Genomic DNA, 12379 nt, shown 5'->3' with positions numbered 1-12379 from the left:
TCACCATGGCAGACATGTCCCTTCCCAAGATCGCCACCGCAAACGACCGCATCTCCTTCGGCCTGACGCTGATGGTCCTTTCGGTGCTGCTGTCGCCGCTCATCGACATCTTCGCCAAGCTTGCCATCTCCACCGTGCCCTCGGCGCAGATCACCGCCGTGCGCTTCCTGCTGCAGGTCGTCTTCATCCTGCCGATCGTGCTCGTGCGCGGCAGCCTGTTCGACCTCACCTGGCGCAAGACCGGGCTGCACGCGCTGCGCGGCGGCCTGCTTGTCGTCACCATGCTTTCCTTCATCACCACGCTGAAGGTGATGGAGGTGGCCGACGCCATCGCCATCTTCTTCGTCGAGCCGATCATCCTCACCATCCTCGGCAGCATCTTCTTGAAGGAAACGATCGGCTGGCGGCGCTACACCGCCTGCGCCGTCGGCTTCCTCGGAGCGCTTCTCGTTATCCAACCAAGCATGCAGGAAGTGGGCCTGATCGCGCTGCTGCCGATCGTCGCCGCCTTCGGTCTGGCGGTGTTCCTGCTGGTGACGCGCATGGTGGCGCAGAATGAAGACCCGTGGTCGATGCAGTTCCATGCCGGCATCTGGGGCGGCCTCTTCTGTCTCGTTCTGCTCTGGCTGGGCGAAGGCAGCGGATCGAGCGTCTTCGATCCGGTCTGGCCCGAGGGCAACGCCTGGTACTACCTGCTCGGCGTCGGCGTCACCGCCACCATTTCGGGCGTGCTCGGGGTCTATGCCTATCGCTCCGCCCCCGCCTCGGTGCTGGCGCCGCTGCAATATCTCGAAATCGTCTCGGCGACGATCTTTGGCTGGCTCGTCTTCGGCGATCTGCCCGACGCGCTGAAATGGCTGGGCATCGCCATCATCATCGGCTCCGGCCTCTACATCATCTGGCGGGAACGCCGGGTCAACAAGACCGCGAGCATCGCTCCGGTTTCGCCAGCGATCTGAACACAGGCAATCTGAAAACAAAAGAAAGACTATCGGGAGGTAAAGCATGAAAACTGGAGGTCAGCTCGTCGTCGACGCGCTCGTCGCCAACGGCGTCAAACGCATCGCCTGCGTACCTGGGGAAAGCTATCTGGCGGTGCTGGATGCGCTCTATGACACCGACATCGATGTCGTCGTCTGCCGCCAAGAGGGGGGCGCTGCGATGATGGCCGATGCCTGGGGTCGTCTCAGCGGCGAGCCCGGCATCTGCATGGTGACCCGTGGCCCCGGCGCCACCAATGCCTCGGCCGGCCTGCATGTCGCCCGGCAGGATTCGATCCCGATGATCCTGTTCATCGGCCAGGTGCAGAGCGATGCGCGCGAGCGTGAAGCCTTCCAGGAGATCGAATATCGTCGCGCCTTCACCGAAGTTGCCAAATGGGTCGGCGAGATCGACGACCCTGCCCGCATTCCCGAATTCGTCACCCGCGCCTTTGCGGTCGCGACCTCTGGCCGGCCGGGTCCGGTCGTGCTGACGCTGCCCGAGGACATGCTGACGCGGAGCGCCGAGGCGCCGGCAGCCAAACCCTACCAGCCGGTCGAGGGCCATCCCGGTCCGTCCCAGATCAACAAGCTCGGCGCGTTGCTCGAAGGCGCCAAGCGCCCGATCGCCATCCTCGGCGGCACGCGCTGGACGGCGACAAGCGTGGCTGAATTCCAGCGCTTTGCCGAGCGCTGGAGCCTGCCGGTCGGCTGCTCCTTCCGCCGCCAGATGCTGTTCGATCATCTGCACCCCAACTATGCCGGCGATGTCGGCATCGGCATCAACCCGGCGCTCGCCAAGGAGATCAAGGAGGCCGATCTCGTGCTGCTGATCGGCGGACGCTTCTCCGAAATGCCGTCGTCAGGCTATACGTTGATGGATGCGCCCTACCCGCGCCAGACGCTGGTGCATGTCCACCCGGATGCTTCCGAACTCGGCCGCGTCTACCGGCCGGAACTGCCGATCGCCGCCAGCCCGCGCGATTTCGTCGCCGCCCTCGCAGACCTGGCGCCCGCAGGCGAACCCGCCTGGTCGGCACGCACGGAGACCATGCACGCCGCCTATCTCAAATGGTCGACGCCGCCGGAAACCGGGCCCGGCGCGGTGCAGATGGGCCCGATCATGAACTGGATCGAGGCGAACACGCCTGAAGACACCATCTTCACCAATGGCGCCGGCAACTACGCCACCTGGGTCCATCGGTTCCACCGCTTCCGCAGATACGCAACGCAGGCGGCGCCTGCCTCAGGCTCCATGGGCTACGGCCTGCCGGCAGCCGTTGCCGCCAAGCATCTGCACCCGGAGCGTGAAGTGATCTGCTTTGCCGGCGACGGCTGCTTCCTGATGCACGGCCAGGAGTTCGCCACCGCCGTGCGCTACCGCCTGCCAATCATCACCGTCGTCGTCAACAACGGCATCTACGGCACGATCCGCATGCACCAGGAGCGGGATTATCCCGGCCGCGTCAGCGCCACGGACCTGACCAATCCGGATTTCGCAGCCCTCGCCCGCGCCTATGGCGGTCACGGCGAGACGGTGGAAAAGACCGAAGAGTTTGCCGATGCGTTTCTTCGCGCCCGCGCCAGCGGTAAGCCGGCCATCATCGAGATCAAGCTCGACCCGGAAGCCATCACCCCGACGCGCACGCTGAGCGAAATCAGGAAGGGCTAGGGCATTTCCAGGGGAAGCGCGAAGCCGCTTCCCCTCATGAAGTGCATGAAAAAAGAGATAGATCGCCTCGCTAAGTCAGTTTGAGAACGCTATCGATCTAGGTTACAAAATCTGCAACGAGGCACGGTCAGGCGAGGAAGTCATCAAGTGACTGGAAAACACCTGCGGTTTTCCAGAGACTCCGGTTGCCCACCACGTAAAGAGCTTCCTTTGCCCTTGTTGCCGCGACGTTCAGCAAATTGGGGCGCCCACCGGCCCAGCCGCGCGCGCCTCGCTGCTGTATGTCTGGGGCACCCAAAATGAAAAAGACAGCTTCCGCCTCACGGCCCTGAACAGTGTGGACCGTCCCGACGCGATCCCTGGCCCACTGATATGGGTTCTCGACCCATCCGTCGAGCAAGCCGCTCGTCCGCAACGCTTCCCGCATGCGATCCTGCACCACCACGAACGGCGTCACAACGTAGAAGTCGGGAACGCATCCTTTGGCCCGTAGATTGCGTAGCTGGGCGAGCAGCGCGTCCCCTTCCTGCGGGCACCATTTTTCCTGCCCGCGCCCTTCGACATCGATCCATCGAGACGGGCCAAGCACATCCCGGATGGCAGAGGGCTTTGCCAATTTTGCCTGTACCATAAGGTTTTCATAGGCGATGGAATTGGAAATGCTGAACATCGGCTCGGTGCAGCGTCGATGTACAAGAAGAGGTACGCCGACTTCGCGGGTTCCGTACTTCGTCTCGAATGTCCCGTAATACTCTGTGGCGCTGTCAGCTAATGTTTGCGCCGAAGCTCCGGGCGCATTGTAGATCAGCGGATCGATGCCGAACTGCTCGCACATCGCTTCGGTCAATTGGTCAGGTAGAACAACGACTGGCTCGATCTGGATCGGATCACCCACTACCATCGCCCGTTGAGTTCGCATCAACGCACCCACGGCCGCCTGCGGTAAAGCCTGGCCTGCTTCGTCGACGAGCAGCCAGCCGAACGCGCCCGGTCCGATTTTACCAAACATGCGGGAGACCGAAGCAAATGTGGTGGAAACCACCGGCACCAACAGGAACAAGGTTGACCACAAATCCGGGATCAGCGCATCCTTTTCCGAATTTCCCAGCGAGCGTGTGCCGAAGCCATCCATTAGAGCATTGAGGTTATGTCGGATCGGCTTTGCGGCGGCGTCAACAAATGCTTTGTGCAAGGCCATCGCTGCTTCAAAAACATCGTTGCGCAAACGCGCTGTCGCCGTGTCCAGCCAAGGCGCGCTTTTCTGCTTCGCCTGATGCCGCTGGTCAAAAAACTCTTCTGAAATGAACGTGCCGGGATATTGGCGGGCAAGGTCTTCGCAAGCACTCCGCTCGCGCTTGAGCGCCTCGGTCAGTCCGGTGATCGAGGCTCGCATTTTTTGCAGCTCGCCGGTCGCCCGCGCATGTTCCAACCTTTTCGTCTCGGCGTCTCTCGACAAGCGCGAGAGCGTCGTCTTCTCAACAGCAAGATTTTTCGAGAGGATATCGTATGTTTCACGCCATGAGCGATAAGCCCGCGTGCCGAACAGCCGGCTGAGGAAGCCTGGACGGGCTTTCAAGGAAGCGACCTGGTTCCGTTCCAGCGCTTCTACGGTCTGCTTTTGACTCTCAAAAGCGGATACCGCGTTCCGGGCGCACTCCAACAGTTGCGCCAAAACCGGGCCCATCGCCTGGATTTCGATCGTGAGACCATCAACCGTCTCTTGCTTCTGCCGCACGGATCTCAAAAGATCGTGGGCCTTCTGCAAATCGGCCAACGCGGCTTTCGAGGATGCCGCCACCTTGCGGAAATGCTGGCGGGCTTTTTTCCAGCGCCGTAGCGCCTCGTCATGATCCTCCGGCGCGTTTTCCTTGAGATAATATGTGGCGGTCTTTGTTTCGTTCCTGTCTCGGTCTTTTCGGCGATCAGCTGAGGATTGCCGCTAGCCTGCTGCAAATACCTCTGGAGCCCGACATCGTCGTCCCACCAAAAGGTTTGCCGGAAATCGCTCCTGTTCTTGCCATTGCCGAGCACTGCTGCGACAGCACCCCAGGTCTCACGCTGTAACAGCGCGTCTGACACGGTCTTGAAATATCGAAGGCCGCCGGCGTCTGCCGCTATCGCCTGCATGGCGGGTAGTTCGGCGCTGACATTCTCGACGGCTTTGTTGTTCGAGGAGGCAACGATCATTTCATACCCCCTGATTTTGTTGTCCAAGCGATAGAGGTGAACGAAGGATTTCCCCTTCTTCAGCTTCTGGCCAGAGTGGATGAACGCACTTTCAGGCTCGTCATAGCTGCAAAGAATTTCCGCCCGCTTAGTGACAAGGGCGGCGATGATATCGCGAAGAAGCGTTGTTTTCCCCGTGCCGGGTGGACCATTCACCGCCAGAATTCCATCCGTTTTCAGGTCGTGAAGGCCAAGGTTGACCGCACATTGCTGAAGGAGTGCGAGCGGATGCCTTCCCTCGCCCGGCCATGATCCCAATGGAAATTTCTGAGGTTCGAGCGCCTCTGAAAGCGCCTCGTTGTCCTTCATGAGGTTACGGCGGTGGCGAGGCTTGAGGACGCCCAGATACCGCTTGAGGTTTGGCGTCGCCTTGCCGGAAGTGACAAGCACGCGTGCCGCCGCCAGGTCGTCAAGGAAGAACGAATTGAGCAGAATTGCTTCAGGTGGGTCTTGCAGCCTGAAATACTGATATGACCGAACTGCAAACGCCGGTGGCTTGGCGAACTGCGCTGATAGACCTATGGTCTGGACGAGCCATTCATAAGCGTTTTGAATTGTCTTGCGGGTGAGAGGAAGCGGATTTCCATCTCTGTCGGCAATGGCCGTCTTTGCCGATAGTCCCTTCACGAGCGCCTTTTCCGCCTGCGACCATTGCCCGAGATCGCGGAGCTTGCCGCCCAGCGCCACGGGTATTCCCCACCCGAAACTGGAAATGGAAACGGCTTCGCTCTCTACCGGACGGCCATCCCGGTCCACCATGATCGTGGCAAGCACCGCCTCTCCGCGCGCTTGAGGGCGCTCGGCCCGGCTGTCGGTGTAAACCGCCAACAGCACCGAAACGGCGGCTTCCATGTCGATGCTGCCGAGAATGACCTGATAATAAAGCTTCTGATTAGGGAGGCTCTTCTCGCCACCATTCTCCCAAGGCAGCGCATCCTTGTCGAGACGGGCGATACGGTATCGATCGCCGCTCGCCAAATCCTCGGGTTTGCGGAAAGACGGAGGAGAAAGGACCTCCATCGCCGTCCATGCCGACAGGATGCTTCCGGGATCGTTGCGGACAGAAGGGCGTTCAAGAGTGGGACGATCCGTCCTTGTCGTGGGTGCGGCTGGTCCTGGAATCGGGGGGGCTGGCCGCTCTGCTGGTGCGATAGCAACAATAGGCAGGCTTTCCCGAGCAGGTTCCCGGATATCAACGCGTAATGTAGCTCGTTGAGCAGTTGTTCCTCTGGCCTGTATCACCCGTCGCCGTAGTTCTTGCGCGCGCTGAGTTTTTCGCTCGGAAAGCTCCTCAATCAGATTGTCCAAGAACTGCGGATCATTGCGCCGTTGATCGAATAACTTTTCAAGTTCTGCCACACCTTTTTGGATCAGCGGTCTTTTCGTCATGCCAAATATTCTCAAAATTATTAGTAGAGTCCATTTGCCACCAGAAGCTGTACAGAATCAAACATTACCTACGAAAGACCTCGGTGGCATTCGACACATACCTAGTATGTTCACTCAAACAGGCTTTAAGGGACGAGATGTCACGCTGGCGGCGATAGCGTCGACGTCGAACGGCCGATCATTTGAGACAGACGGAGGCGTGACTGACGCTACTCCTCCAGCCACTCCGTCGAAAACGCGCCGGCCACATGCAGGTCGGTGGTTTCCAGACGCCCGGGTCCGAGGTTTTCGAACTTGTGCGGCACGTTGGCCGGCGCCACGACGATCTGTCCGGCCTCGGCCTCGATCTTGCGGTCGCCGACGGTAAACAGCACGCGCCCAGTGCGGATGATGAAGGTCTCGGGATAGGGATGGCGATGCAGCTTCGGTCCGCCACCGATCTTGTCGGTGGTATAGAACACCACCGAGACGTCGGCGCCATAGGCGCCGCCCTGGAATTCGCCCTGCCAGACATCGGGCTTTTCGGCCCACTGCTCGCGCTCGATCAGATGTATTCCCGCCATGCCGCATCCTCCGCCGCTCGATCGTTCGAACCGCTGTCGAGCCGGCAGCCCGGGGTGCTACGCATCCCCTAGGGTGCTACGCATCCCGAGGGTGGTATGCATCCCGAGGGTGGTATGCGTTCCCGGAAGCGCAAGGCGTCATAGGGCGCAGTGCGCCCCTATGCTGCGGTGAGCCGGCTCAGCCGCGAATATGCTGCGTCTGCTGGAAGACCGCCGTCGAGCGGGCACCGGAGCGGCAATAGCCGAGCATCGGCCGCTGGAATTCGTCGAGGGCGTCGACCATCTTTTGAACCGCGTCCGCCGTCACGCCCATCGGACCGACGGGAATATGCATGGTCTCGATGCCCAGTTCCTGCGCGCGCACTGCAATGGAATCGAAGGTCGGCTGGTCCGGCGTCTCGAAATCGGGGCGGTGGCAGACGATGGACTTGAAGCCAAGCGCCTTGATCTGGTCGAGGTCTTCGACCGTGATCTGGCCGGAAACCGAGTATTCATCGTTGATCGGGCGGATGTCCATGGTCGCTTAATCCCTGCAAAAAACCTTGGCCTCTGATGTAGGCGCGACGCCCGCCGGCGTCAATTCCAAACGCTTGGGTCAGGAGACGCCGAAGGCAAGCGCATAGGTCCGCGTCTGCCCGGGCTCGAGCAGATGCAGTTCACCGGCCCCGGCAAGTTCCGGCCGCTTGGCGAGACGATGCGACGCCGGCTCGATGCTGATGACGTCGGCCATGCCGCGCTGACAGCGCCACATCTGCAGATAAGGCAGGGTATCGGCGCGAAAGCGCACCGTCAGCTGCTTGCCGCCGGCGCCGACAAGCGGCGAAAGCGCCACCTCGGACCAGCCCTCCGCACCGACGTCAGCCGGAATGCAGAAATGCGCGCTCTCGCCCTCGCCGAAGCGCCAGCCGCGCGCTCCCTCGGCAAAGGAGCGGCTGATTATGCGGGTATCGTCGCCGACGAGCCGGCCGGCAATATTCAGGTGATACATCATCATCGGCGGGAAGGCGCCGGCGCCGGTGTTGGTCAGCCGGTCCTCCAGCATCACCTCGTATCGGTCCGCATCGACATGCCAGCGCCGCTCCAAGAGCGCATGGCCGCCGTCGGCAAGGTTGATCTCGACGGTGGCGATGCAGAGCGTGCTGTCGGCGGACATGTGCGTGTGCTTGACCGGCGTGCCGGCAAGCGAACCGTGCAAGGGATAGCGTGCGCCCTCGCCGCCGGCAATCGGCTCGGGATGGCGAATGTGCTCGGGTCCGCAGGTGAAGAGAAAGCCCGCCAGCGCCCGGTCGATGCGCGAATCACCATCGGAGGGGATCGCGGTACCCGGCGAAAGATCGACGCCATCGACGACGAAGGCAGCGATGTCGAGCGCCGACGAACGGTCGAACAGGATATGGTTTTCCTGTGCGTCATCTGGTGCATCAAATCTCGTTCGCATGCACGGGCCTCCAGCCCAACCCACGGGAATCACAGCGATCACAAAGACATGATAGCCGACAGGGGCTGTTTTTCATCGATTGAAAGCTGCTAAGAGGGCGCCTAGATAGAATTTAACCGCTTATTCATGATGAATTCATTTTTTTCACATTAACGTCGAAATCCGAATGTACCGCGCCACATCAACCACCATGAGAACAGGTTTTATCGTGACGTCAGCGACCCGCACCGGCCTCTCGCTTCTCGCCGCAGCCGGCTTCCTCGCCGTGGATCTTGCATCCGCCTTTGCTCAGGAAGGTTACGGCCGCAATCGCCGTGGCAATGGCGACGTCATGCTGGTGACGCCGGAAGGCGAAATTCTCGACTATATGCCTGGCTCGGACGAAGTGCGCACCATGCGTGATAACCGCGGCCGCGCGGTGCTGGTCGACAACGGGGGCAATGTGGCCGCACCCGTCGTGCCGTCCGACGGCTAGGGCGGGTCGCGCGGCCGGGGCGAGGTCGCGTCTATCCCACCCGCCGCAGCCGCGATCGCGGCTACGGCTATTCCGAGCCGGGCGATGTCACCGGCTCCGTTCCCGATTACCGAGACCCGGACTATCGCGACGTGGTGCCGCCGTCGGTCGAGCGCAACGAACTGCCCAACAGCCTACCCGGCCTGATCGACGGCGAGGAACAGGCGGCAATCGACCCGCAATACGAGCAGCCGCTGAGACAGACCATGCCGCCGGCCATGTCGGTCAAGTCCAAGTCGCGTGCCGAAATCACCGCGTTGCAGGTGTTCCTCGACCGCGAGGGCTTCTCGCCTGGCGTCATCGACGGCAAGATGGGCTCGAACGTCACCAAGGCAATCGAGGCCTGGCAGCAGGCAACCGGCGAAACGCTCGATCCGAACAACACCGAAGACATTCTCGAGCGGCTGCGCATGAACGGCGGCTTGCCGATCACCAGCTACACGATCACGGCTGCAGATGCGGCCGGCCCCTATGTCGCTTCGATCCCTGAGGATTACGCCCACAAGGCGATGCTGCCGCACATGTCCTTCACCTCGACGACGGAAATGCTCGGCGAGAAGTTCCACATGGACGAGACCTATCTGCGCGAGCTCAATCCGGGCGTCGACTTCACCATTCCAGGCACGATCATCAAGGTCATCAACCCCGGCGAAAACCGGAAGGAAAAGGTCGCGCGGATCATCGCAGACAAGGCCCGCAAGCAGGTTCTGGCCTATGATGCCGCCGGCAAGCTGGTCGCCGCCTACCCAGCAACGATCGGCTCGTCCGACACGCCATCGCCGTCGGGCACCGTCAATGTCGAGCGCATCGCGCTCAATCCCGGTTACACCTACAACCCGAAGATCAACTTCAAGCAGGGCAACAACGACAAGATCCTGACGCTGCAGCCGGGCCCGAACGGCCCGGTCGGCACGGTCTGGATCGCGCTCTCGAAGCCGACCTACGGCATTCACGGCACGCCGGAGCCTTCGAAGATCGGCAAGACCCAGAGCCACGGCTGCGTTCGCCTGACCAACTGGGACGCCACGGAACTCGCCAAAATGGTGAGCGTCGGCGTCACGGTCGAGTTCGCCGACTGAGGCGTTGTATCTGACAGATGTCGAAGCCGATCAGAGCCCGAGCGTATGCGCGGGCCTTCCAGTTGCCGACAAGCCCGACAATGCCTCTTGAGCAAGAGGCATACCCCCTCTCCCTCATCCCGGCCTTGTGCCGGAATCCAGCAACCTGACGTCCGTCAGGTCAAAAGGCTTTTCATCCCAAGGACTTGGGATGGCTGGATTCCTGTGACAAGCACAGGAATGAGGTACTTTGGGCCGTCTCCGAGCTTACCTGGCGTCCTGCCTGCATTAGGCATGGCGCCATCAGAAGCCCGAAGGTCCGCATAGCCGCCGCCCTCCTCCGGCAAAGCGCTGCGAATTTTGGTCGAATTCATTGAAATCGCAGCTTTTTGCGTGTCCCATCCCCCAATTGGGGGAGTGACACCGGCACGCCCCCAACTGAAAATGATCCTGTCTGATCAACGACGTGATTGATCAGGCTATTTTCATCGGAACCCATAGGGCCGGTACGGCGGACCACCGTCCCGGCAAAGACATTTAAATCCGACTACTCCACCGACACGACCCAGACCGCGGCCGCCCACGAACCGGCTGCGGTCACTTCTTTTTGCGGCCGCCCCCGAGCGTCACGCTTGCGCCAGCCAAGGCGCGCATCGCCCTCATGACCTCATGAAACATTGTCATGAGAAATTTCGAGGCGATGGTCCTATCACTTAGCCACCTCTAAATTTCAGGCCCTTACCGAAGGAATGTCCGCGATGGCGACCGAGCGCACCCTGCCCAACCTCTGGCATGCGACGGCACCGGCAGCGCCGGATACGCGTCCGCTCGCACGCGACATTACGACCGATGTCGCCATCATCGGCGGCGGCTTCACCGGCCTTTCGGCCGCACTTCACCTCGCCGAAAAAGGCGTGAAGGCGACGGTGATCGAGGCGAAGATGATCGGGTTCGGCGGCTCCGGCCGCAATGTCGGTCTCGTCAATGCCGGCATGTGGGTGAAGCCGGACGACCTGATTGCAACGCTCGGGCTAGAGGCCGGCAACCGCCTGCTCGGCGAACTCGGCGACGGCCCGGCAATGGTCTATGCCCTCGTCGAGAAACACGGCATTTCCTGCGAAGCGGTTCGCAACGGCACCCTGCACATGGCCGTCGGCGCCGAGGGGGTGAAGGATATCCGCGACCGCGAAGCCCAGTGGAAGAAACGCGGCGCACCGGTTGAGGTTCTCTCGGCCGAGCGGGCGGGCGCGCTTTCGGGCGCCGAAGGTTTCTCCGGCGCGCTTCTCGATCGCCGCGCCGGCACGATCCAGCCGCTTGCCTATGCGCGCGGCCTTGCTCGTGCCGCCCTTGCCGCCGGTGCCGAGATCTACACCGACACGCCGCTCGTCGGCGCCGAGCGCAAGGGCGAGACCTGGGTGCTCAAGGCCGGGCAGAACACAGTCAGAGCAAAGCAGGTGATCCTCGCGACAAATGCCTATGGCGGTATGTTCGCGCAAACCCCATGGCAGGAACACACGCAGGAACTGACGATCCTGCCCTACTTCCAGTTCGCCACCAACCCGCTACCGGAAAAGGTCGCGGGCCGCATCCTGCCGGAACGCCAGGGCACGTGGGATACCGGCCTTGTCATGACCTCCTTCCGCATGGACCAGCAGAACCGCCTGATCTTCGGCTCGATCGGCCGGCTCGATGCGATGGCCGAGGGCACGCACCGCGCCTTCGCCGCCCGCTCGGTGCGCAAACTCTTCCCCTATATCGGCGATTTCCGCTTCGAATACTGGTGGGATGGCCGCATCGGCATGACCACCAACAACCTGCCGGCCATGCATACGCTGGCGCCGAACGTCGTCTCGGTCAGCGGCTACAACGGCCGCGGCATCGCCCCCGGCACCGTCTTCGGCAAGGCGCTCGCCAACCACGTCACCGGTCAGGCCTCGGCAATCCCGCTTGCCGAAACGCCTGTCACCCCCGACACCTGGCGCAACGTCAAATCCGCCTTCTACCATGCCGGCGCGCAGGCGAAGCATCTGGTCGACCGCCGCTTCTAAGCGTTTCCGGCCACGTGAGGCGCGGCTTGCGGTGTAGAGATCCTTGAACGCCGTTTGAGAGGCAGGCTCAATGCCGGCGCGCGTTGAGGCCCTGGTGGCAACCTATTCTCTCGGTCATCCTCGGGCTTGACCCGAGGATCCAAGGTGGCCCACGCGAAATAGGCATGTGTTGTTGAAGAGCTGGATCCTCGGGTCAAGCCCGAGGATGACGGGTGAAGAGGTCGCAACGCAACCCGAATTTCGCCGGCAATCCAAACTCTCTATAAGGCTGTGTCCTCGGCGATCCCGCTGGCAGAAACGCCTGTCACCCCTGACACCTGGCGCAGCGTCAAATCCGCCTTCTGCCATGCCGGCGCGCGGGCGAAGCATCTGGTCGACCTCCGCTTCTGAGCGTTTCCGGCCATGTTGGGCGCGGCCTGCATTGCAGAGATCAATGATCTTGAACGCCGTCTGAGAGGCAGGCTCAAATGCCGGCGCGCGTTAAGGCGCAG

8 protein-coding genes and 1 pseudogene are annotated in these 12379 nt (G+C 61.7%); 4 read left to right on the top strand and 5 right to left on the bottom strand.

Going from position 1 to position 12379, the window contains the following annotated elements; translation table 11 throughout:
* Positions 1 to 5: 5 nt before the first annotated feature.
* Positions 6 to 959 carry a DMT family transporter gene (locus tag AC244_RS21815; protein WP_053250928.1) on the top strand — a complete coding sequence of 318 codons (954 nt, stop codon included), beginning with the start codon at positions 6 to 8 and terminating at the stop codon, positions 957 to 959.
* 46 nt (positions 960 to 1005) lie between these two features.
* Positions 1006 to 2652 (top strand): thiamine pyrophosphate-binding protein, encoded by a 1647-nt coding sequence (locus tag AC244_RS21810; RefSeq protein ID WP_053250927.1) that lies wholly within the window; start codon positions 1006 to 1008, stop codon positions 2650 to 2652.
* Positions 2653 to 2779: 127 nt separating this feature from the next.
* Here AC244_RS21810 and AC244_RS35560 read toward each other — a convergent pair whose 3' ends face one another.
* From AC244_RS35560 to AC244_RS21785, 5 genes are all read right to left on the bottom strand, one after another.
* The gene (locus tag AC244_RS35560) at positions 2780 to 4426 is read right to left on the bottom strand and encodes a DEAD/DEAH box helicase (RefSeq protein WP_152976052.1); all 1647 of its coding nucleotides are present in this window, start codon (positions 4424 to 4426) and stop codon (positions 2780 to 2782) included.
* Entirely contained in the window at positions 4393 to 6267 is a 1875-nt protein-coding gene (locus tag AC244_RS35555) for a hypothetical protein (RefSeq protein ID WP_152976051.1), read from the bottom strand. Before AC244_RS35555 ends, AC244_RS35560 begins: the two co-directional genes overlap by 34 nt.
* 209 nt (positions 6268 to 6476) lie before the next feature.
* On the bottom strand, positions 6477 to 6830 hold the full coding sequence (locus tag AC244_RS21795; RefSeq protein ID WP_053250924.1) for a cupin domain-containing protein: 354 nt from the start codon (positions 6828 to 6830) through the stop codon (positions 6477 to 6479).
* Positions 6831 to 7008: 178 nt separating this feature from the next.
* The gene (locus AC244_RS21790; protein ID WP_053250923.1) at positions 7009 to 7347 is read right to left on the bottom strand and encodes a TIGR01244 family sulfur transferase; all 339 of its coding nucleotides are present in this window, start codon (positions 7345 to 7347) and stop codon (positions 7009 to 7011) included.
* 78 nt (positions 7348 to 7425) lie between these two features.
* Complete coding sequence (locus tag AC244_RS21785; protein ID WP_053250922.1) at positions 7426 to 8268, bottom strand: DUF4432 family protein; 843 nt, start codon at positions 8266 to 8268, stop codon at positions 7426 to 7428.
* A 166-nt stretch (positions 8269 to 8434) separates the two neighbouring features.
* Between AC244_RS21785 and AC244_RS21780 the strand changes: the two are divergent.
* Together AC244_RS21780 and AC244_RS21775 are read left to right on the top strand one after the other, a co-directional pair.
* Positions 8435 to 9861: pseudogene (locus AC244_RS21780) on the top strand (L,D-transpeptidase family protein).
* A 737-nt stretch (positions 9862 to 10598) separates the two neighbouring features.
* Positions 10599 to 11888 carry an NAD(P)/FAD-dependent oxidoreductase gene (locus AC244_RS21775; protein WP_053250921.1) on the top strand — a complete coding sequence of 430 codons (1290 nt, stop codon included), beginning with the start codon at positions 10599 to 10601 and terminating at the stop codon, positions 11886 to 11888.
* Positions 11889 to 12379 lie beyond the last annotated feature (491 nt).

Source organism: Ensifer adhaerens, from assembly GCF_001270265.1.
Taxonomy (GTDB): domain Bacteria; phylum Pseudomonadota; class Alphaproteobacteria; order Rhizobiales; family Rhizobiaceae; genus Ensifer; species Ensifer adhaerens_B.
Note: the sequence above shows the minus strand (reverse complement) of the source record. Positions and strands in the feature narration are given on the sequence as shown.

Bases quoted from the DNA above. Each gene is read 5' to 3' on its own strand.
- AC244_RS21785 (WP_053250922.1), bottom strand. From the start codon at position 8,268: ATGCGAACGAGATTTGATGCACCAGATGACGCACAGGAAAACCATATC.
- AC244_RS21775 (WP_053250921.1), top strand. From the start codon at position 10,599: ATGGCGACCGAGCGCACCCTGCCCAACCTCTGGCATGCGACGGCACCG.
- AC244_RS21790 (WP_053250923.1), bottom strand. From the start codon at position 7,347: ATGGACATCCGCCCGATCAACGATGAATACTCGGTTTCCGGCCAGATC.
- AC244_RS21810 (WP_053250927.1), top strand. From the start codon at position 1,006: ATGAAAACTGGAGGTCAGCTCGTCGTCGACGCGCTCGTCGCCAACGGC.
- AC244_RS35555 (WP_152976051.1), bottom strand. From the start codon at position 6,267: ATGACGAAAAGACCGCTGATCCAAAAAGGTGTGGCAGAACTTGAAAAG.
- AC244_RS21795 (WP_053250924.1), bottom strand. From the start codon at position 6,830: ATGGCGGGAATACATCTGATCGAGCGCGAGCAGTGGGCCGAAAAGCCC.
- AC244_RS21815 (WP_053250928.1), top strand. From the start codon at position 6: ATGGCAGACATGTCCCTTCCCAAGATCGCCACCGCAAACGACCGCATC.